General features: G+C 55.0%; 15 protein-coding genes, 1 pseudogene and 1 riboswitch. Of the genes and pseudogenes, 10 read left to right on the forward strand and 6 right to left on the reverse strand.

The genetic code is table 11. The features are described 5' to 3' along the window. Nucleotides 1–30 precede the first annotated feature (30 nt). From KQI26_RS04515 to KQI26_RS04540, 6 genes are all read left to right on the forward strand, one after another. Nucleotides 31–9,459, forward strand: a complete 9,429-nt coding sequence (locus KQI26_RS04515) for an S-layer homology domain-containing protein (RefSeq protein ID WP_216503398.1) — start codon at nucleotides 31–33, stop codon at nucleotides 9,457–9,459. A 157-nt stretch (nucleotides 9,460–9,616) separates the two neighbouring features. Next, on the forward strand, nucleotides 9,617–11,719 hold the full coding sequence (locus KQI26_RS04520) for a GGDEF domain-containing protein (protein WP_216503399.1): 2,103 nt from the start codon (nucleotides 9,617–9,619) through the stop codon (nucleotides 11,717–11,719). Nucleotides 11,720–12,285: 566 nt separating this feature from the next. Then, on the forward strand, nucleotides 12,286–12,666 hold the full coding sequence (locus KQI26_RS04525; RefSeq protein ID WP_253292678.1) for a sporulation initiation factor Spo0A C-terminal domain-containing protein: 381 nt from the start codon (nucleotides 12,286–12,288) through the stop codon (nucleotides 12,664–12,666). A gap of 492 nt (nucleotides 12,667–13,158) precedes the next feature. Then, nucleotides 13,159–13,332 carry a transposon-encoded TnpW family protein gene (locus KQI26_RS04530; RefSeq protein WP_216503400.1) on the forward strand — a complete coding sequence of 58 codons (174 nt, stop codon included), beginning with the start codon at nucleotides 13,159–13,161 and terminating at the stop codon, nucleotides 13,330–13,332. A 90-nt stretch (nucleotides 13,333–13,422) separates the two neighbouring features. Further along, nucleotides 13,423–15,060, forward strand: coding sequence for a recombinase family protein (locus KQI26_RS04535; protein WP_216503401.1), 1,638 nt, complete (start codon nucleotides 13,423–13,425; stop codon nucleotides 15,058–15,060). A 295-nt stretch (nucleotides 15,061–15,355) separates the two neighbouring features. Further along, on the forward strand, nucleotides 15,356–15,871 hold the full coding sequence (locus KQI26_RS04540) for a hypothetical protein (RefSeq protein WP_216503402.1): 516 nt from the start codon (nucleotides 15,356–15,358) through the stop codon (nucleotides 15,869–15,871). Nucleotides 15,872–16,101: 230 nt separating this feature from the next. Here the strand turns inward: KQI26_RS04540 and KQI26_RS04545 are convergent, their stop codons facing one another. Together KQI26_RS04545 and KQI26_RS04550 are read right to left on the reverse strand one after the other, a co-directional pair. Beyond that, nucleotides 16,102–16,377 (reverse strand): helix-turn-helix domain-containing protein, encoded by a 276-nt coding sequence (locus KQI26_RS04545; protein WP_216503403.1) that lies wholly within the window; start codon nucleotides 16,375–16,377, stop codon nucleotides 16,102–16,104. Nucleotides 16,378–16,391: 14 nt separating this feature from the next. Next, the gene (locus KQI26_RS04550; RefSeq protein ID WP_216503404.1) at nucleotides 16,392–16,607 is read right to left on the reverse strand and encodes a helix-turn-helix domain-containing protein; all 216 of its coding nucleotides are present in this window, start codon (nucleotides 16,605–16,607) and stop codon (nucleotides 16,392–16,394) included. Between the two features lie 97 nt (nucleotides 16,608–16,704). Between KQI26_RS04550 and KQI26_RS04555 the strand changes: the two genes are divergently transcribed. Both KQI26_RS04555 and serS read left to right on the forward strand, forming a co-directional pair. Beyond that, entirely contained in the window at nucleotides 16,705–16,854 is a 150-nt protein-coding gene (locus KQI26_RS04555; RefSeq protein WP_216503405.1) for a hypothetical protein, read from the forward strand. A 504-nt stretch (nucleotides 16,855–17,358) separates the two neighbouring features. Next, nucleotides 17,359–18,654: a serine--tRNA ligase gene (serS, locus tag KQI26_RS04560; RefSeq protein WP_216503406.1), complete on the forward strand. Its 1,296-nt coding sequence runs from the start codon at nucleotides 17,359–17,361 to the stop codon at nucleotides 18,652–18,654. A 384-nt stretch (nucleotides 18,655–19,038) separates the two neighbouring features. Here serS and KQI26_RS04565 read toward each other — a convergent pair whose 3' ends face one another. Beyond that, complete coding sequence (locus tag KQI26_RS04565; protein ID WP_216503407.1) at nucleotides 19,039–19,482, reverse strand: zinc ribbon domain-containing protein; 444 nt, start codon at nucleotides 19,480–19,482, stop codon at nucleotides 19,039–19,041. A gap of 117 nt (nucleotides 19,483–19,599) precedes the next feature. Beyond that, nucleotides 19,600–19,677: pseudogene (locus KQI26_RS15690) on the reverse strand (Maff2 family mobile element protein); the annotation flags it as partial. Nucleotides 19,678–19,694: 17 nt separating this feature from the next. On the opposite strand from KQI26_RS15690, the gene KQI26_RS04575 reads away from it, so the two are divergent. Then, on the forward strand, nucleotides 19,695–19,838 hold the full coding sequence (locus KQI26_RS04575; protein WP_177614225.1) for a hypothetical protein: 144 nt from the start codon (nucleotides 19,695–19,697) through the stop codon (nucleotides 19,836–19,838). Between the two features lie 29 nt (nucleotides 19,839–19,867). Here the strand turns inward: KQI26_RS04575 and KQI26_RS04580 are convergent, their stop codons facing one another. Both KQI26_RS04580 and KQI26_RS04585 read right to left on the reverse strand, forming a co-directional pair. After that, on the reverse strand, nucleotides 19,868–20,371 hold the full coding sequence (locus KQI26_RS04580) for a Gx transporter family protein (protein WP_216503408.1): 504 nt from the start codon (nucleotides 20,369–20,371) through the stop codon (nucleotides 19,868–19,870). 26 nt (nucleotides 20,372–20,397) lie between these two features. After that, nucleotides 20,398–20,787 (reverse strand): NusG domain II-containing protein, encoded by a 390-nt coding sequence (locus tag KQI26_RS04585; RefSeq protein ID WP_216503409.1) that lies wholly within the window; start codon nucleotides 20,785–20,787, stop codon nucleotides 20,398–20,400. A 378-nt stretch (nucleotides 20,788–21,165) separates the two neighbouring features. Continuing rightward, nucleotides 21,166–21,283: riboswitch (FMN riboswitch) on the forward strand. Between the two features lie 125 nt (nucleotides 21,284–21,408). Here KQI26_RS04585 and KQI26_RS04590 point away from each other — a divergent pair. Continuing rightward, complete coding sequence (locus tag KQI26_RS04590; protein WP_216503410.1) at nucleotides 21,409–22,065, forward strand: ECF transporter S component; 657 nt, start codon at nucleotides 21,409–21,411, stop codon at nucleotides 22,063–22,065. Nucleotides 22,066–22,684 lie beyond the last annotated feature (619 nt).

A 22,684-nucleotide genomic window follows, 5' to 3' on the forward strand; every position in this document is an offset into this window, starting at 1 on the left:
TTCAAATGAGTAAAAGGAGAATTATCAAGCATGAAGAAAAGGCTCATATCATGGCTTCTGACGCTCACCATGATAATGACGATGTTCCCGGCGTCTATCATCCCGGCTTTCGCGGCGGTTACGATTCCGTCCAGTTTCGCAGGCGAATACGATGTATCCGATCTGAGCCAGGCGAAGTTTGAAAACGGCAAGACCTATCGCCTGCACGGCACCGGCACAACGCCGGTGGTCATTGCTTCCGGCATATCCGTTACAATCGTGCTGGACGGCGTGACAATCGAAAGTGCGAAATCGCCCATTCAAGTGGCGGGAGGCGCAACTTTACGTCTTGTCCCAAAAGCTGATACAACAAATACGCTGAAATGTACATCAGCTACTGCACAAGCAGTAACGAATAACAGTGCAAGCGGGTTCACTGCCGGTATCTCTGTGCCGGAGAATGCAACGCTGACGATTGACAATGATACCGCAGGAAATGGCACACTGAATATCACCGGCGGCTACGGCGGTGCAGGTATCGGTGGTAGCTATCTTTCGCAAAATACAACGCAAACTGCCTCAAAAGGCGGCGATGGTGGATACGGTACTCGTGGCAACCATTTGTCAGCGGGTGGTACTGCAGGAAACAAAGGAACCGGCGGTAACGGTGGTGCATACGGCAGTGCCGGTCAAAACGCAGGTACGATTACGATTAACGGCAGTATTATCAATATCATCGGTGGCTCCGGTGGAGCAGGTATTGGCGGTGGCAGAGGTTCTGACGGTAAGGTTGGCGTTCGCGGCGGTAACGGTACGCAAGGTGGCGTCGGTACCCGTGTTGACCAGAACGCTTTGTACCGCGTGTATGGCAATGGCAGCTCCGGAGGCGGCGGTGCCGGCGGCAACGGCGGCAACGGTGGTTCCGGTGGTTCCGGCGGTACGGTTGTGATTACAGATGGCATTATAACCGTACAGGCAGATGCGGATGCTGCTGCAATCGGCGGCGGCGCTGGCGGCACCGGTGGCAACGGCGGTGCTGGCGGTTCTGGCGGTGGTGCACTAGATGGCTATCATGCCGCGTATCATTGGAACGATCTATGGGTCACGCAAGGCGGCGGCGGTGCTGGCGGCAATGGTGCAGGCGGCTATGCCGGTCGCGGAGGTCAAGGCGGCGCAGCCGGTTCACTGAATATTAGCGGCGGTCAAATCAATGCACGCGGCTATAATGGCTTCGGAGGTGGTCATGTTGGTAAGAACGGCACCAACGGTGCAGGGTCGCGGTCTAACGGTGCATCTGGTAATTGGCCATATGCTAATTACACGGCTCACCCAGATTGGTTGAGAAGTAACACTTATGGCGATCACATAGCCTACACCACAGGAAACAACTTTGACTTTACTGTTGGCTTACCTACCACCGGTGGTAACGGCGGTTATGCAGCTGCACAGGCGGCAGCAAACGCCGATGGCGCAGCTGGTACGCTGAATATCATTGGTTCCAACAATAATGTGGATTTCAAGAATACCAGTGGTGCAACCTCCACAAACAATCGCCCTGTGGATAAAAACAGTCAGCTCCTGTATAAAGCGATTATCACGGTCAAGAATCTGGAAAATACCGAGACTTTGGCAAACGCCACCATCAGTATCCCGGTAGAAAAGGATGGTTCCACCTATTATTATGAGACCATTTCGGATTCTATGGGACAAGGCATCGTCTGGCTGCCTGCAGGCACATATGTACTGAGTGGGCAGATGGTGAATTCCCCTGCCAATGGTAGTATGACCAAAGAAGCCACGCTGATTGTTGCGGAAAACGACAATAATTCCATAACGGTCAATGTGGGTATTGACCTTGTTCTAAAAGCAGAAAACAGCCGGAAAGTCTATTCGACCGACGATACGCAAACACCGCTGAATGTGGTGGTGGATGGGTCAAAGATTGATGGCAGTATTCAGAGTGTTCGCTGGTTCCGAGAGGTAATCAAAGACAACACCCAGCAATATGGCACGGGCAGTGTTCTTTTCAAGACCTATGCCGAAGGCTATCAAAAGGCCGCTGACACGGATAAGGACGAAGTCACAGTGAATGCGGGCGATAAGACGATCAAAATCCCAGTCGGTCAGAACGGACGGTACTGGTTTGAGATCGCCGTTCAGTTGACAGATAAGAACGGTGGAAATCCGACCAGTGTGACGCTGGTTAAGCTGCTAACGGTGGATAACATCTACCGCGAGTACAGCATTCAGGTCAAATCCGTAGAACTGGATCGCAACAGCAACATCAAGGGCAACCCGGACTATGCGCCGCTCAAGACGGCGCTCGGTACTGAGTATACCGGCAGCTATGGCTTTGCATGGGATTTACACGGCTATGCTACTAAGACCCTTGTGCCGGCTCCCAGCAACGGTTTTGACACCGTGCAGATCAACGGTCTGAACTCCAAAGTCAAGTGGTACAATGCGACCTTCGGTACGCAGAACACCATCATGAACAAGAACGCCGCAATGACCGGATTTACTCCGATCACGCTGACGCTCGATCAGGACTTCCTGACCGCCAACAGGGATGCAGATAAGGGTGCAGACGGTCAGTCTGACCCGACGAAGTACACCATCACCTACACCCCCGAAGGCGTGCCCGTAGCGGAGGTCACGATCCGCGGCGTGGTGCTGGAGGACGACGGTCAGACGGTCAAGGACGAAAAGTGGAGCTACACGCAGTCCTACCCGGAGGGCGTCACCACCGCGACGGTCACCGGCAATACGCTGGAGAACTACCGCATCGAAAAGGTGCTGGTCAACGGCGTGGACCGCACGGCTGACTTGCAGAACGGCTCCATCTATCTGGAGGACCTGCAAGGCACGCAGGCGGGCAACTACAACGACGCCATCACCGAGGTTATGTTCGTCTATGTGGACAACACGGCGGAGATCACCATCAACGCCTATCTGGAGGGTACGACTACGCAGGTGGACGGTCTGAGCCAGATCACGGTCAGAGCCGAGATCGGCAAGCCCTATACCTATCCCCAGCCTGCGGTCCCCGGCTATGACAATGTTGGCGTTACCCCGGCGAACGGCACCATCGACAGCGTTGCCGAGCAGGGCAATGTCATCAACTTCTACTATCTGAAGTCTACCGGCAATGTGACCTACAACGCGGTGGACGCGGACGGCAACGCACTGCTTTCCACCAAGTCCGAAACAATTGCCAACGGCGCTGCGGTTGATAAGACCGAGGACAAGGCAAATGCGCTGTTCACCATTCCGTATTACACGCTGACCGGCGAAGGCACGGCTTCTGCCGATACCTACAACGGCAAGGACGATGTGACCGTTACCTACACCTACACCCGCAACAAGCACACGCTGACGGTTGTGAAGAAGGATGTGGACAGCGGCGCGGAAATCGGCACGCAGGAGATTCTCAATGTGCCTGCCGGTGAAAAATACACCTTCGGCGCGGCAGAGATCGACGCGGTGAACGACTACACGGCTGTTACGGCGCTGAACCCCACCAGCCACACGATGGGCGACGCGGACGAGAGCATCACCTTCTGGTATCGCAAGAACGAGGCAAACCGCTATGTCACCATCACGGTCGAGTCGGTTTGCGACGGCAAGGTGTTCCAGAGCTATCCTATCCCCGCGTTCAAGGATGTGTCGCTGACCGTTCCGGCTCCCGCATGGACGGGGTATAAGGTCAAGGACGGCACGGATACATCCAAGACGCTCACCCCCGCGGCTGATGCGACCATTCAGTTCGAGTATGTGCTGGACGCGCCGCGTACCATCACCGTCGAGCTGAACGACAACACCAACGGCGGCACGCTGACCGCTCCGGCAGGCTATCAGCCCAGCTATGTGCTGAAAAAGGGCGACAGCATCACCATTCAGGCGCCGGTCATCGACGGCTATGCGCTGGTGAGCGGCTCGTCTGTCGTGACGGTGGACTATGACACGCCGCTGACCGATGACAAGGTCGTGTTCAATTACGCTTCCGTCGCTTCGACCAACTTCGTCAAGCACACCATCAAGTTCACCAACGAGAATGAAACCATCGAGTTCTACAACTATTCCACGCTGGTGGCAAAGGGCAACGGCACGACGGCGTATGACGCGGCGACCGTGCAGAATGTCATTGCCGGTTATCAGGTGGCGGACATCCGTCTGCACACCGCTTTTGCGGCAGATGTGACGAACGCTACCTCTGTGAACGCCCCGAACAGCGAGGACGCGCTGATCGTCTACCGCTTCAGCGAGATCACGGCGCAGATCGTCATCCATCAGATGGCGGGCGGCACCGAGATCGGCACCAAGACCCTGACCGGCTATCGCGCCGGACTGAAGAATGTAGTCGTGACGGCGCCGTTCGTAGAGGGTTATGCGCTTGCCGACATCACGAAGCTGACGCAGACTATTTCTGAGCTGCGCAACGGCAACAACGAGGTTACCTTCAACTATGTTGCCGAGGGCGATGTGTCCTTCCGGCTGAAGGAGCGCAACCCCGAAACCGGCAAGGTCGAGACCATCGCCATCGTCAACGGTGCGGTGAACACGACCTATCAGCCGAGTGACCCCGGCAATGTGCTGGATCTGAGCGGCGCAGGCTATACCTTCGACCCCGCGGATAGGGATGCAACGCCTCCGTTCAACACGGCAGACGGCAAGGTCGAATTTGCGACCGCGCTGCCCAGCACCGAAACGCACTACGATGTGTTCTACACCAAGAACACCCGTGCTGTGCAGTTCGTTGCCATCGACAGCGGCAAGCTGGCGCAGGCTGATTTTGACACCGCAACGCCGGAGCAGATCACAGAGGCGACCATCGTCACCCGCGACCTGACCGAAAAGGCGCGCATCGGCGAAAGCTACAAGGCCAGCGCCCAGAGCGTGGACCGTTACGCCCTGGACGATCAGATCAGCAAGTATTATGTGGTGGATGACAGCCAAGATACGCTGAAGGTCTACTTCTGGTATCGCGCGAAGAACGCCGGAACGGTGACGGTCCACTATCACTACGGCTCTGCCGCAGACCATGACGCGGCGGCGCTACTCATGTCCTACTCTCTGGACGCTGTGGTGGGCGAAAAGGTCATCATCAACATCCCGGAGTACCTGCTGGACGGCAAGTACAAGCTGCCGGCCGGCGCTGAGCGGACGCAGACGAAGGTCGTCGGCAACGGCGACAATCAGGTGGAGATTTACTACGACGCGAACTTCGTCACGGTCAATGTGAAAACCAAGCGCAGCGACCATGCGGATGCAGCCGAGTACGAGTCCCACGAGGTCATTAAGACCGATGTCAGCGGAAATGTCACCGGCAACCTGACGCTGACCCCGCCCTACCGTGCAGGCTATACGCTTGTCGGCATCAGCGGCGTGGACGGCGGCAGCGCGACGACGCTCCCTGACAGCTATCAGGACGGCAAGCTGACGCTGACCGGTCTGACGGCTGACACCGAGATCGTCTACTACTACAACAAGACCAGCGCCACCGAGTACCAGTCCGATCTGACGATCCAGTACCGGTACAACGGCTATGCGCTGGCGGCGGACAAGACCGTCAAGGTCAACCGCGACGAGGCAAACACCATCGACATCCCCAGCTTCGAGGGCTACAAGGCTTCGACCTACACCTTCGAGGATGGGAACACCAAGCACACCACAGAGCAGATCGGCACCAGCGGTATCTCCATCACGCCGACTGCTAAGACCGGTACGCTGACCATCACCTATGTCCGCCCGGACAACACCATCGTGCTGCCCGGTAAGGACGACAAGATTCCTTCCTCGGATGACATCACGGTCAAGCCGGGCGACAAGGAGCCGGTCATTGACGGTGACGGTAAGGTCACCATCCCGGACGGCGACAGCGGCACTGTGATCCGCCCGAATCCCGACAACAAGGACGAAAAGGAAGAGATCACGGTTCCGGGCGGTACGACCATCGACAAGGAGGGCAACATCACGCTGCCCGAGCCGCAGCCGAATGGCACGGTCATCACCCCGGACACCAAGCTCCCGGACGGTCTGCCCGAAAACTCCGACTATGTGGTCATTACCTACAATGCCAACAACAGCACCGGTGAGATCAAGAAGGAGTTGGGCAAGAAGAACGAACTGACGGTCAAGGACAACCCGTTCACCGGCGTCAGCGGCGCGACATTCGTAGAATGGAACGACAACGGCAACGGAAACGGCAAGACCTACACCGCAGGCGACAAGGTTGGCGCCTGCGTAGTCCTCTACGCGCAGTGGAAGTCCAACTACAAGTATTCCGCGACCATCACCTACAAGCCCAACGGCGGTACGCCGAACGCGGATTCCGTGCAGATCGTCGGCAGCAATGCGGACAGCAATCTCATTGCGACGATCGCGAAGAACTCGTTCAGTGTTTCCGGCTGGGATTTCGGCGGCTGGAATGAGACGGCGAACGGCTCCGGCAAACTCTATCAGCCGGACGCTAAGCTGACTATGCAGAACGGCGCGACGCAGGATCTGTATGCGCAGTGGTACAAGCAGACCGGCTCGTCCATCACCGTACCCGGCAAGGACGGCAATCCGAACAACGAGCAGACCAATGTGACCGGCAAGGGCAACGGCATTTCCCGCGACCCCGACACCGGCGTCATCACCATCCCGAACGGCGGCACCATTACGGTCACTAAGCCGAACGGCGACAAGGAGACGATCCTCCTGCCCAATGGCGGCACGCTGAACCCGGACGGCTCCTATTCGATCAATCAGCCTGACGGCGGCAAGATCGATGTAGACCCGGACGGCACCGAAAAGCCGAAGGACGACAAGGGGGATGAAAAACCCAATGTCGAGATCGTCACCATGACCTACCACAGCAACAACGGCGAGGACGGCGTGGTGAATGTCAAGGCAATCAAGGGCGAGGATACCGCGCTCATTGCCAACCCGTTCAAGTGGAGCGGCTATAAGTTCCTCAACTGGATGGGTACGGACAAGAAGGAGTACAACCCCGGCGATACGGTCAAGGCCGCAGAGGGCGAGTTCTTTGCCCAGTGGTACAAGCAGACGGACGGCGGTTCCGGCTCCGGCAGCGGCTCCATCGAACTGCCCGGTAAGGACGGCGCAATCGAAGCACCGAACGACAAGGACAATGTCATCGTCACTCCGGGCGAAAACGGCACGCTGGACGGCCCCAAGAAGCCGGACGGCAGCGTTGAAGTCAAGGACGACGAGGCGACTGTCACCCGTCCCGACCCCAATGACCCCAATTACCCCAATGGCAGCAAGGAGGACATCAAGGTTCCTGCTGGCTCTGTCATCTCCCCGGACGGCACCATCACTCTTCCGGACGGCACGGTCATCGGCCCCGAGGATAAGTACCCCGACGAGGTCATTCCGAAGGACTATGTGATCGTGACCTACGAACCCAACGGCGGCACCGGCAATGTGCTGCGCCAGATGGTCAAGGCCAATGAAGCGACCATCATTCTGGATGGTTCTCTGTTCACCGCTCCTCGCGGAAAGACCTTCGACAAGTGGCTGGACGAGGACAACAACAAGTCCTACGCTGCGGGAGACGAGCTGACCACAGGTAAGGATGTCACGCTCAAGGCGCAGTGGAAAAACAGTGACCCGACCCCGACGACCTACTCGGCGCAGATCAACCTCAACCCCAACACCGACGAGGCGGCGGCAACGCAGACGCTGGCCGGCACCACCGGCGAGATACTCTCCGGCAAGCTGGACGCTTATGCGGATCATTTCACCGCTCCGGCTGACTGGATGTTCATGGGCTGGAGCACTGCGCAGGCGGCATCCCAGAACGCGACCTTCTATGAGGACGAGGCAGCGATCACGCTCCGCGACAAGGATACGTTGAACCTGTACGCGATCGTCTACAAAGTCGATGCGGATACCAAGGTCGTTACGCTTCCGGGCGCAGACGGCAAGGCAAATTCCAACGACGATGTGACGGTCACTCCGGCCGATGGCTCTGCTATCACGCCGGGCAAGGGCTATGTAGAAGCGCCGGCAGGCAGCACCATTACGCTGCCTGACAGCAAGACGATTACGATCATTGCCGGTACGGTCAGGGTCTACCCGGACGGCAGCGTCTATGTTCCCGAAGGCAGCAAGGTCAAATTGCCGGACGACAAGGAAGTCGATGGCGGCAACGGTGGAACCACCGTCAAGCCGGACGGCACCGAGGATACGGATAAGACCCAGCCCATCCAGAAGCCGGACGGCACGATCATCCTCCCCGGCAAGGACAACAAGACCGGCACAGACGACGACATCATTGTGAAACCCAACGGCGATAAGCCCGCTGGCCGCATCGATGCAGACGGCAATGTGACGATCACCGACCCGGATGGCGCGGATGTGACCATCCCCGGCAACGACCCGGCAGATGTCAAGGTGCCGAACGGCACGGTCATCACCCCGAGCGGCGACATCACGCTGGTGTACACCATCAAGTATGTGGATAAGGATGGCAAGGAACTCAAGACTGCGGCGACCAAGCGCCTGAAAGCGGGCGAGATCGAAACCGTAAAGGCTGTCACCATCGACGGCTATAAGGTGAGCGGCGATGAAACACACACCATCAACGCAGCGGTCAGCGCCGATCTGAAGGACTATGTCATCACATTCACCTATGAGAAGAAGTCCACCGGCGGCAACACCGGCGGCGGCTCCTCCTCTGGCGGCGGCAGCAGCTCCGGCGGCGGCTCCTCCAGCGGTGGCGGTAGCAGCTCTGGCGGCGGTTCCTCCTCTGGCGGCAACACCAGCGGCGGCAACAACGGCAACAATGGCGGCAACACCACGAAGCCGAACGACCCGACGCAGACCGGCATTGCCAACTGGCTGCGCACCGACGAGCACACTACCAGCATGGCCGGCTACGGCAACGGTAAGTTCGGCCCTGAGGACAGCGTGACCCGTGCGCAGGTCGCTCAGATCTTCTATCGACTCCTGAAGGAGCAGAATGTGGAGATCACCGTCAGCTTCTCGGATGTTGCGGACGATGCGTGGTACGCAAAGGCGGTCAATACGCTTGCCTCTCTCGGTATCATCAAGGGCACCAGCGCGGGCAAGTTCGACCCGAACCGTGCGATCACCCGTGCGGAGTTCTGCGCGATTGCGACCCGCTTCGCCAAAGTGACGAGTACGGTCAAGAACCCGTTTGCAGACATCAATGAACAGGATTGGTACTACACGGCAGTAACGACTGCGGCCAGCTACGACTGGGTCAACGGCATGAGCGATGGCAATTTCCATCCTTATGATGTGATCAGCCGCGCGCAGGCGGCGACCATCATCAACCGGATGCTGGGCGCTGCTGCGGATCGCAGCTATGTGGACAGCCATGTGACGAATCCCTACACGGATGTCAGCACGACCCACTGGGCCTACTATCAGATCATCGAGGCATCCATTGCCCACGACCACGACTACGATAAGGAAGGCGTGGAGATCTGGACCGGCCTGAAATAAGGCAAAACCCCAAATCAAGATGGAGGGGAGCCGCAAGGCTCCCCTTCTTCTCTAAGGATCTATCCGCAGGGATAGGCCTTTAGAGAAGAAGATCATTTTCTTTCGCCGGACAAGTACGGCGTATAAACGATACTATCAACCACAAGGAGAGAACGCTATGGATACAACAGGCATCAAAAAGATTTTGGATCAGCTTGACGAGGTGGTCTATATCAGCGATATGCAGAGTTATGAGATGCTGTATCTGAACCGCTACGGCGTGAGCAAATTCGGCGGCTTCAAACCGGGGGCCAAGTGCTATGAGCACTTGCAGGGAGCATCTGCGCCCTGTGCGTTCTGCACGAACGGCATCCTGCCGCACTCTCAGGGGCAGCGGCATACATGGGTGCGCCAGCATCCGTCCGTTGGCGATGTTCTGCTCCACGACTCCATCATCGACTACGGCGGCAGACCGTGCCGCATGGAGCTTGCCGTCAGTGTAGAACGCTATGTTGCCGAAGTTGCCGCGGCAAAGCAGGACTTAGCCGCAGAGCGCAAGCTGGTGGCGTGCATCGAGGGACTGGTGCTGTCCACTGACTTTACCGCCGCTGTCAATTCCATGTTGCAGACCATTATCGAGCATTACGACGCCGACCGTGCGTATATTTTTGAGTTTGATTGGGAACGGAACATTACCAACAACACCTACGAAATTTGCAAACCCGGCGTGACGCCGGAAAAAGACAACCTGCAAAATGTTCCCATTGAGGTGGTCGGCGTTTGGGTCGATATTTTCAAGAACCAAAACAAAAAGGTCAACATCATCGAGGATGTGGATGCACTGAAAGACGATCCGGCGCGCCGCATCGAGTATGACTGCCTGCACCCGCAGGGCATCAAGAGCCTGATTACAGTGCCGGTGTTCGTAAACGGGCAGTTGCACGGCTTTCTCGGTGTCGATAACCCGCAAGCGCACGTGGACGAGCCGGAAATGCTGGTGCAGGTCACTTACATTGCCGCAAACGAATTGCAAAAGAGGACACTGACCGACGAACTGACGATAAAAAGCTACCTCGACCCGCTGACCGGTCTGCGGAATCGACTTGCCTACGACGAGGAACTGGACAGCCTGCTGGGAAAAGAAGTTCCATGCGGTGTGGGCTTTCTCGACCTGAACGGCTTGAAGTGGATCAACGACAACCTCGGACACGACATGGGCAATAAGGCATTGCGCCGCGTCTGTGAAATCGTTCTGCGGCACATTCCCAAAGAGTATGTCTATCGCATCAGCGGGGATGAATTTGTAATCATTTGGCCGGAGGTCGATTATCCGGCATTCACCGATGTAGCTGCACAACTGGAAGAAGCATTGACAGAGGAAAAGGACATTGCATCTTTTGGATATATTTGGGGTACGGAGGAGGATGTGGGTATTGCTGTGCGCAAAGCAGAACAGGCAATGCAGGCAGCGAAAAACAAGTTTTATGCAAGCAACACCGACCTGAAAGGACAGCGCCCCGGCTATCTTGACCGGCTCCTACAGGAGTTCCGGGACAGCACCTTCATCTCCTACTTGCAGCCTCTTTACAGCATTAAGCACGATAAGGTCTATGGTGCGGAGGTGCTTGTACGCAAGGTTGACCCACACGGAAAAATCCACGCACCGGTTGAATTTATCGGAATAATGGAAAAAGAACACATGATCTCGATGGTGGATTTGGAAATGCTGCGGCAGTCCTGCGAACTGATTCGGCAATGGAAACCTGTGTGGCCTGACATTGTATTGAATGTCAACTTTTCGCGCAATACATTGACTGAGCCGGACTATCTGGCGCGGGTGGATAAAATCCTCACCGAAACCGGCGTGGACCCCAAACAGTTGATCTTTGAAGTCACGGAATCGTCCCAAGGCATCCAGCTCGAATCGTTATCGTCCCTGTTCGATGAATTGAAAAGACGCGGAATTGCCATCGCAATCGACGATTTGGGTACGGAGGCGGCGTGCCTGGAGATGCTTTACTTGCCCCAGTTGAGTATCGCTAAGATCGACAAAAGCCTGATCGATAAGGCGGAACACAGCGACAGAGAGCAGCTTGTCATTCGTCATCTTGTTGATTTGTGCCATGACCTCGGTATGACCTGCGTGGCCGAGGGCATCGAAACCGACAGCCAGATCGAACTTTTGAAGCAGCTCGGCTGTGACCGGCTGCAAGGGTTTAAGATCGGTAAGCCGATGCCGGCAGACGAGTTCTTTGAGAAATTCCGACCTGAAGCAATTTGAACGACAGAACAATACATTGTACTTAGCATATCGACTTCGATACATCAGATAATTTCCTACATTGCGATACCCTTGTAACAGAACATTTTGTATGCGTATGACATTCCAACACCTGCAAGGGACGGTTTCGATGGGAACCGTCCCTTTTCTATACCCAAGACCAGTTTTCCCAATCGCCGCTTCCGACCTGAAATCGACACAAATAGCCGGAAATGCAACGATTGGAGCCGACCATTGCCGATGGAACACCCAACAAAAAGTGCCACAGATGCGGTATGATAAAGACACGGAAAGGGAGAAAAAACACCTAAGAAAATATTCCGTCTGCGGTCTATTCAAAATGCTTCGGCGGGAGCGTGGTCCTCCGAATGGCGTACCGGTATTCCCGAATGATGGTATCCTCGCCAATCAACGCCCCTTAGTCTGCCAACTCTTCTTTTCTGTAAGCAGGGCAAGCACAGCAGCCCTGCTGCACTGATCAGGAGTGAACAGCTGAGGGTGTCCAACGCTGTCGATCTCCACCCAAATACCAGACCTGGAACGATTCAAAATGTGAAAGGACTGGTATGATGATAAGTTATTGGTTTATATCGGAATGGGAGAAGAATATGGCAGAGAAACCGCTGGATGCAGAGCGCCTGCTGCGCGCACTGAGCGTGACCGGAAAGCTGGTAGGCTTCCAGTATGCGATTTACATGATCGAGCAGATCACCGACGACCCCGCAAGAGTCAGGCTTATCACGAAACGGCTCTACCCGGAGACCGCAGAGCAGTTCGGCACCACTGGCTCCGCTGTGGAGCGGGCGATCCGTAATCTGATCTACGCGGTATGGGATCGCACCGACCATACGCTTTTGGAACATATCGCCGGAACGCCGCTCAAGCGTCCACCGTCCAATAGTGAATTTCTGGATATGCTGGCTGGATACCTGAGAAACCATCGTTAAAACGAAACGATGACGAGGGGCAGGTTCCGACCTGTCCCTCGTTTTCATAGGGACTGTCCTTCTGCGAAAACGCATCGTATGTTGGGTGCGTTTTCGCAGGCGTGCAACCTGTTTTGAAAACTGAATAGGGTGATTCAGATACATTTCTATATAGCGGAGCCGGACGGCGGGTACGCGAGGATGTTTTGGCATGGTGAGAGCGTGGCAAAGCGGAGCGAGTTCTACTGCGCCGGACAGCAGTTTAGGCACATCTGCGGGCGACGAGGCTATGTAGTGGATCATGATACTTGCGTCGGCTATGCGTCACTGCGTAGGACGCCCCGCCATCAGAATGGAGGGAGGTTTGACCTATGGAATGGTTGCCAGCCATCGTCTGAAATTTCCTGTGACAAACCGTTCAAGCCATATCTGCATCTGCATCGGTGCAGGTTTTTTATACGCAAAATGCGTCCCAAGTTGGGACGCATTTCGTTTTCTCAAGGAGGTGCTTTCATGCCGAAAGATCGGCAAAAATCGCAAAAAACTGTATCCACAAAAGAATATAAGATCGGTGGAACACGCTATGTTGTAACCGCTCATTTCAAATCACAGGGCAGCACCGCAATCGACCACATCAAGCGCATGATAGATAATGCAACGCAAAACAATATTTGCCGAAAATATTGACGAAATTTGCAATTTTCACGGATTTTTGGTATAATAATAGTGTCATAAGATACTATTATTTGCGGTGACTGTCGGAAAGGAAGGCTTAATATGTACAGACAGTCCGTTGCATTATTGGAAAAATGGGTGGCGCTTTATGTCCGCCTTTCCCGCGATGACGACAATGAGGGTGACAGCAATAGTATTGCACATCAAATCGCGATCCTGACCAAGTACATCAAGGACAACAATATCACCAACTATAAGGTCTACAAAGATGACGGCTATTCCGGCACCAATTTCAACCGTCCCGGCTTTCAGGAAATGCTGCGAGATATTGAAAATGGGCTTGTCAGTATGGTCGTGGTCAAAGATATGTCCCGTTTGGGGCGAAACTATCTGGAAGTCGGAATGTATACTGAAATTCGCTTCCCGGAATTTGATGTTCGCTTTGTCGCGGTAAATGATGGTGTTGACAGTGAGCGTGAAGATAATGATTTCACGCCTTTCCGCAATATTATCAACGAATGGTATGCGAAAGACACAAGCAAGAAAATTAGGGCGGTCTTTCGCGCAAAGGGTATGAGTGGGAAGCGACTTTCGACCAGTGCGCCCTATGGCTATATCCGGGATAGCGAAGGCAACTTGCGGGTGGACGATGAAACTGCGCCTGTGATACGCTTGATTTTTCAACTGGCGATGGAAGGCAATGGCCCCGGAAAAATCGCCCGTACTTTAAGAGAGATGCAAATCATCACGCCATCTACCCTGCAATATGAACGTACCGGCAAAAGTCATTGCTATGACCCGGATCACCCATGCTTCTGGTCCTCGAAAACCATTGTTTCTATTTTGGAACAACCAGAATATTTGGGGAATACCGTAAACTTCAGAACGACCGTGAAGTCCTACAAAAACAAAAAGAAAATCCAAAATCCAGAGGATAAGTGGGTAGTCTTTGAAAACACACACGAAGCATTAGTCACGCAGGAACAATGGGACATCGTGCAAAAGAATCGCCAGCAGCGTCGCAGACCTACTCGCATGGGCGATATGGGGATGTTCTCCGGCTTGCTATTCTGTGCGGATTGCGGTCATGTGCTTAATCTGAATCGGACCACCTCATGGAAACCGGAAAGCGACAATTATACTTGTGGTGCGTATAAAAATCATAAACATACCTGTACCGCACATTACATTCGTGTATGTGTTTTGGAACAAATTGTTCTTGCTAATCTGCGGGAAGTCATTGGCTTTGCCAGAGAGCATGAAGCCGAATTTGTGCAGCAGGCAATGGACAACAGAATGGCGGCTCGGATGAAAGAACTTACACAGTCCAAACGGATTTTGGAGCAGAATAATCGCCGAATCTCTGAGATCGATGCGATTATTAAACGGCTCTATGAAGATAACATTTCCGGCAAGCTGATGGATGAGCGATTTGCTAAGATGACCGCAGATTACGAACGGGAGCAAGCTGCACTGGTACAAAATACGCAGGAAATGCAACGCGTCGTTGATAACTGCGAACAGCAGAGAGTAAATATGGACAGCTTCTTGAAGCTGGTCCATAAATACACGATACCGGACAAGCTGTTCCCCGAACTGCTCAATGCGTTTGTAGAGAAAATCGTGGTCCACGAAGCGGATAAATCCAGTGGGCATCGCGTCCAACAGATTGATATTCACTACAATTTTATCGGTGAAATCGCAATGTCCCACATGACAAACCAAAAAGGAACGGTGTAACACACCGTAGTGCATTACACCGTTCCTCTTGACAAAAAACATCCTTATGACTGGCTCTCTGAAAGGAGCAGGACTTTTTTGAAAATATAATTTTTTATAGGTCACCTGGTTAGTTAAAAGAACATGAAGGTTTATATGTGAATTTTTAACAAAAAACAATCTGGAAATTTATCGCATTATATCATTTACAAATTAAAAAAAGAAAGTATAATAGCAAGTAAAGAGAGAAGTCCACAGAATACCGTAAGAGAAAAATGAAGTTCATTCCGGTTTTGCTGGAAGGAGGGAACTCTCAATGAAAAAGAAGAGTCTTTTGATCCTGGCCGCATTGGTGTTGGTGGTGGCCGCCGGCGTGGGCTTTTATTTTCTTCGCCCCGGAGGGGGGAATGGGGTGAGCACCGGCCCAAAAAAGGTGATCGAGGCCATGATGACCTGCCCCAATGACGACCTGTTCACAGAGGATATGATGTCGGTGATCGGCGAGGGCGTGACCCCCGACCCGGAAAAGCTCCAGGAAGCCATGGAGGACTGGGAGGACGCCAGAGAAGAGTGGAACGAGGAAGTGGGGAAGTATTTCGCCCAGGGCTGCTTGGATGCCTTCCTCAATGATTCGGTGGCTTACTCCTATCTGGTGAAGGGCGTGCCGGTCAAAGTGGAAAAGATGGAACTGCTGGAACGGCAGGAGCTGGAGTCCTCCGGCAGTGAAAAGGTGAAGGTCACCGTGAATGTGGACGGTGCCCAGGAAACCGTCACCCTGGATTTCTCCCTGGATGGCGACGGCAAGATCACCTTTGTAAAACTGGCAGCGTAGGTCCCGTGTCGGGACAGCCATTCCTGCGCTGCCGCGCTGGGCAGCAGAACCAGGCTGGTTGGGTTGAACATGGCAAAGAGAGGAACGGCAGCGGGGACACCCCGCCGCTGCCGCGCTGAGTGATCCAACGAAGATTGGGTTCTGTGATCGGGTGCGGCAGCACCGACTTGGCCGTCCGGACACCGGACAAAAGCCTCCCGGCAGGGAGGCTTTTTCTTGTTTTAAGACCATCAATCGGCTTTCGTTATGTTGTTTGGTCTGCCAGCAGAGGTGCTCTGCTTCTGGGCGGTTTCCTCGATTCGGGCCACCAGCTCACTGGGGCGCATCTCCAGCGCCAGGGCAATACGCCAGATGGTTTGAAAGTTGGCCTGTTTTGTGCCGGTTTCGATCATGGAAAGGTGGCTGCGGGCGATGCCAGCCAAGCCGCTGAGCACATCCTGGGATAGATTTTTGCTTTCCCGCAAATTGCGGATGGTCTGGCCCACAGCCTTGTTGTCAAATTCCATAGCAGTACCTTTTTTCATGGGGAGTAGGGCTTTCGGCAGGAGGTAGTGCCCAAAAGATAATCCACACTGGTGCCATAGAAAGCGGCCAGAGCAATGAGTACCCGGGTAGGGATATCATTTTCCCCGGTTTCATATTTGGAATAGCCTGTCTGGGACATATTCAGATATTGCGCCACCTGATTCTGGGTCAGGTCGGCATCTTCCCGCAGATCACGCAGCCGGTTTGCCATAGACTTCACCTCAAGGGAAGTATGTCATAACCTGTTTTAGATTATTGATTTATAACCTGAAACAGGTTATAATAAAAGAAAAACGAGGTGACATGGCATGCCGGATTATCAGAAGATGTATCACACCATGGTGTGGGCTGCGGAACAATGCATTCAGCTGCTGGCCGATGCAGAGCGGGCCTGTGAAGAATTGTATCTGAACGAGGAAGAGTCGGGGAGGGAAGAAGAGAAAGAGGGGCCAGCGTAAGTCCCGTGTCGGGACAGCCATTCCTGCGCTGCCGCGCTGGGCAGCAGAGCGAAGGCTGGTTGGGTTGAACATGGCAAAGAGAGGAACGGCAGCGGGGACACCCCGCCGCTGCCGCGCTGGGCAGCAGAGCGAAAGTTAGGTTCTATGATTGGGCGCGGGAGCGCAGTATGACAGCCCAGGCACTGGGCTTGCAATTTTGAGGGGAATGGGGTATACTATTCCCATATAGGCCATGAAGAAAGAAGCGGCGGCAGCGCCTTCCGAGAGAGCCGGCGGCTGGTGGAAGCCGGCAGGGCAAAACCGCTTTTCCACTTTCGGAGCCTGCGGCGAAGAGCCGAGGGGCGCGCCCCGTACAGCGCACAAGAGCGGCCGGTTCACGCCGGCAACATGGGTGGCACCGCGGAAGTCTTCCGTCCCATAGGAAATGGGATCGGGGGCTTTTTCTTTTTTTTCTGGGAAAAAGCACTCCGGCCCGGCAGAACATTGTAACAGGAGGAAACCAAAATGCTGGACATGAAATTCCTGCGGATGAACCCGGAAGCGGTGAAAGAGAACATCCGCAAAAAGTTCCAGGAGGAAAAGCTGGAGCTGGTGGATCAGGTGATCGAATTGGACGAGGAGTGCCGGGCGGCCAAAACCCGGTGCGACTATCTCCGCTCCCAGCGGAACACCATCAGCAAGCAGATCGGCAAGCTGATGGCCCAGGGCAAGCGCGAAGAGGCCGAGGAGACCAAGAGCCAGGTCACCGCCATGGCCCGGGAGCTGCAGGAGCTGGAAGAAAAGACCACCCGCCTCAATGAAGAGATCCGCAAGCGGATGCTGGTCATTCCCAATATCATTGACCCCTCGGTGCCCATCGGCCGTGACGACAGCGAAAATGTGGAGCTGGAGAAATTCGGCGAGCCCAAGGTGCCCGATTACCCCGTGCCCTATCATGTGGACATCATGGAGAGCCTTTTGGGCATCGATCTGGACAGCGCACGGAAAACCAGCGGCAACGGCTTTTATTACCTCAAGGGTGATGTGGCCCGGCTCCATTCCGCCATTTTGTCCTATGCCCGGGATTTCATGATCGACAAGGGCTTTGAATATTATGTGCCCCCCTTCATGATCCGCAGCGGCGTGGTGGATGGCGTGATGAGCTTCGCCGAGATGGAGAACATGATGTACAAGATCGAAGGGGAGGACCTGTATCTCATCGGCACCAGCGAGCACGCCATGATCGGCAAATTCATCGACACCATCCTGGACGAGAGCGAATTGCCCCAGGCCCTCACCAGTTATTCCCCCTGCTTCCGCAAGGAAGTGGGCGCCCACGGCATCGAGGAGCGGGGCGTCTACCGTATCCACCAGTTCGAAAAGCAGGAAATGGTAGTGGTCTGCAAGCCGGAAGAGAGCATGGAGTGGTTTGACAAACTGTGGCATCATTCGGTGGAGTTTTTCCGCACTCTGGATATTCCTGTGCGCACCATTGAGTGCTGCTCCGGCGACCTGGCCGACCTGAAGGTGAAGAGCGTGGATGTGGAGGCTTGGTCTCCCCGTCAGCAGAAGTACTTCGAGGTGGGCAGCTGCACCAACATGGGCGATGCCCAGGCCCGCCGTCTGGGCCTGCGGGTGCGGCGGAAGGAGGGGGCCAATTACATCCCCCATACCCTGAACAACACCGTGGTGGCTCCGCCCCGGATGCTCATCGCCTTCCTGGAAAACAATTTGCAGGAAGATGGCTCGGTGCGTGTGCCTGAGGCTCTGCGCCCCTATATGGGCGGCAAGGAAGTGCTTTGCCCCAAAACCGGGAAATAAACAAGAAAAAAACCGCCCTTCGGGGCGGCTTTTTTTATGCCTTGCTATCCTTTCAGAAACGGCAGATTGTCCTCCTTGAATTTGAAAGATGTTTGCCACAACATTCGTTTCCATGTGCACCTGAAAACGAGAAGTGGACAGGAAAATAGCCAGATAGCTGCAAAACAACCACCTGGCTATGTAATGGCAGAGGGAGTGCGAACCCCTCCTTTGTTTACAACCACCGCTTTTTGAGAATTCAAAACGGAAAATGGGTACAAAAAAGCAGCAAATCTTTTTCAAGACTTACTGCTCATTGTGCTGGCAAAAACGGCTGGTATTTTAGGACTTGCCGTTGACTGGCTCGGCTGGCTTTGCTATGCGTTAAAATCTATGAAGATAAAGCTATTTCCAATGCTTTAACTGCGAAAGATACAAATCAAACTGATTGCGTCTGGTTTCTTCATCTGCATTGTCCAGGTTTGGCATATTCGCAACCAGATAATCCAATAAAGATTCCTTAGACTGATAAGCAAATTTCCCATCAGTATAGCACCATTTACAATAGTCCTCATTATAGCTTCCATCTGGTTCTCTACTAATCAGATCATCCTCATTCAATGGCATTCCGCAGCACTGACAAATAAGTTGCCGTGGAGAACCTAACAGCGTATTGATTGATACATCAAAAACCTGCGACAGCAATTTTAATGTATTTGTATTTGGCTGTGTTTCTCCTGTTTCCCAGCGGCTAACCGCCTGTCTGGTAACTTGTATCTGCTCTGCCAATTCTTCCTGTGTAAGATTATTTTTTTCACGCAGATTCTTGAGAATATCTCGTGTTTCCATGCCTGTCCCTCCTAAGGAATATGTTATTATCCATTATAAGTTGAAAACCTTATTTTAACAAGCAACTCGCTGTTGCTATGGAATAGTGGATGATGTCAATCGCTGCCCCTCGGCTGATTAGCCGAACAAACCGGAGAGCAGGGGTACGAGGGTAGTGCCGATCAGAGCCACACCACCGCCAGCCATCAGTTGCTCTGTGGCTGGCGGCGGCCATGGTGGGTTTCAGCTTTCTGTTCCTGATCGCCGGGGTGGCGCTGGATCTGCTTCGGGGGCGGCTGTTCCGGGCCGTGGGGCTGGAGCGGGCCATCCTGGCCATCGACGGGTTTTCCCTCCGGCGAAGGACAAAAGAACAATAAAAAAAGAAGCGGCTGAGCCACTTCTTTTTTTATACTGCTTTTAAATGCTTCAGGCAGATTTGGGAGACGGCGGCGTTTAAGCAGCCGGTGAACAGGCCCAGGATCAAAAGCAGAGGCAGATAAGAAATGACCCCCAGGCTTTTCATCAGGATACAGGCCCCCAGGATCTGGCCCACATTGTGGCAGGCGGCGCCGATGACGCTGACGCCATAGAGGGAAAACACTTTGCCCAGGCCTTTTTTGGCCAGGGCCATGGCAAGCAGGGAGAAAAGAGCACCCAGCAAAGAGAGAAACAGGCTGGTGAAGTTCCCCGAGGCCAGATATAAAACGCCCACCCGGCAGAGGGACACCCCCAGGGTGAAGGAGGGGCCCAGGGTGACGAGGGCCACCAGGGTGACGATATTGGAAAGGCCCAGGCGGAAGCCGGGGAGGGGGAGAAACAGACTGAGGGGCAGCATCCCCTCCAAAAGGGAGAGGCACAGGGCCAGGGCGGCCAGGATGCCGCTGAGGGCGATTTTCCGGGAGAGGGTCATGGGCAAGGCTCCTTTGGCGGGGAATTTCATCGGACGATGGCATCGGGGGCGTCGGATTTTCCCTGGGAGACCACCGTGACGCTCACCCGGTTTTCCAGGCAGACGGCGCTCTGGCCCGCTCGGGTGAGCCAGCCGGTGTGGACGCAGTCCTGGTGAGGGCAGGTGGCGGACTTTATGCACACCCGGCCATTTTCTGCCAGGATGGTGTTTTCGTATTCCCCGGTGAGGGTGAAGGTGACCGGCTCATTTAAACCGGTGAGAGCGATGCGCCGCACCAGGACTCCGTTTTGCCGCACTTCGGCGGTGAGATCGCCGGTGCCGCGGCTCAGACCCAGGCCCCAGATGCCCCCGGCCAGCAGCAAAATCAGGGCAAAGGCGACAAAGTCGCCTTTTTTCAGCTGTTTGATCGCCTTCATCGCCTTCGCCTCCTTTTTCTTCAGATAAAAGACAGTATACCAAAAGAACACCCCCCGCACAACCCCAGGCGGGGTGTCCCGCGGAGTGCCAGCGTGACGCTGGACCCACACTGCGCTGCCGCGCTGGGCAGTCATTCCTTTCTTTGCCTTTCTGCATACAACTAGCCAAATGTATAACAAAAAGTTCCCTTGATGGGGAGCTTTTTCTGCACTTGGCCAGGATCGTACTTTGGCTCCTTCCGGGTGATGGTTTATCACACCCGGAGCACTCAGGCCGGCACCGCACTCAGCCTGGGAGAGTATGCAAGCGGGGACACCCCGCTTGCAATTTGGAGAAGAAGGTGGTATACTGTTTGCTGCGAAAAGAGAATAGGGAACAGATGTCTTCAGGGCAGGGTGAAATTCCCGATCGGCGGTAAAGTCCGCGAGCGCCTCTGGCGCAGGAACCGGTGCAACTCCGGTACCGACAGTACAGTCTGGATGGAAGAAGATGTGCGAGAATTTTTTGGCGGCGAAGGGGCCTTGAAGGCCTCTTTGCGTCCGCCTTTCACAGCACCCGGAGACAATGCCGTTTCCGGGTGCTTTTTTCGTCCAAAAAATCTGTTCCGGAGGGAATCAACAATGGAAAAACGCAAGCTCGACACCAAAAAACTCACCGTACTGGCCATGCTGGCCGCCCTGTCGTTCATCGTCATGGTGGTGGGACGCATCCCTGTGGTGCTCTTCCTCAAGTATGACCCCAAAGATGTGGTCATCACCATCGCAGGCTTTATCTATGGGCCTATGAGCTCCTTCCTCATCTCTGCTGTGGTCTCGGTGGTGGAGATGTTCACCGTCAGCGATACCGGTCCCTGGGGTCTGCTGATGAATGTGCTTGCCACCTGCGCTTTCGCTTGCCCGGCCGCATACCTCTATAAGAAACGCCACGACCAGAAGGGCGCTATGCTGGGTCTGGGCATCGGCGTCGTCCTTATGGTGGCCGTGATGCTGCTGTGGAACTACCTGATCACTCCTTATTATATGGGCTATCCCCGGGCTGCTGTGGCCGAGCTGCTCATCCCGGCCTTCCTGCCCTTTAACCTGCTGAAAGGCGGAATCAATGCCGCCGTCACCATGCTGCTGTATAAGCCGGTGGTCACCGCGCTGCGCCGGGCCGGGCTGGTACCCAAGTCCCAGAGCCAGAAGGCCCCGGGCAAAAATTGGGGCGCTTTGCTGGTGTCCCTGGTGGTGCTCATCACCTGCGTCCTCTTTGTGCTGGTGATGAAAGGCATCATCTAGGCGGAGTGGCGGAGTGCCTCCGCTCCCATACTGCGCTCCCGCGCTAGGCAAGCCCAGTGCCTGGGCTGTCATACTCTCTTTGCCCAGGCAAGCACAACGAGCCAAGGCAAAGACAGTATGGCCGTCCGGCCACCGGACCTCCCTTGTGCAAAGGGAGCTGTCGGCGAACGCCGACTGAGGGATTGACGGCGAGCCACCGCACCCGACAATAGAAAACCAGCTGAATCATTCCCCCGGCTTCGCAATCCCCCCTGCATGGCGTTGCCATGCTGTCCCCCCTTTGCACAAGGGGGGCTGCGGCGAGCCGCCGCACCCAAGCGGTGCTCCCGGTCCCGTGTCGGGACGGCCAAGCGGTGCTCCCGCACCCGATCACAGCACCCAGCTGAATCATTTGCCTGGCTTTGCGATCCCCCCTGATATGGCAGCGGCGCCACGCCGCCACAAGGGGGGCTTTTTTTTGCCCTGCGGCACTGGGCCAGGACTTCACCCAGGCCCCTTCCGGCGGAGCCGGAACACCTGGGCCCGCAGCCCATACAGCCGGGGAGAGTTTGCCAGCGGCGGCTCGCCGCCGGGGAGAGTATGGGTGCAGCGTCACGCTGCCCGCAGAATGTTTCGAGAT

Source organism: Intestinimonas sp. MSJ-38 (genome assembly GCF_018917925.1).
Taxonomy (GTDB): domain Bacteria; phylum Bacillota; class Clostridia; order Oscillospirales; family Butyricicoccaceae; genus Pseudobutyricicoccus.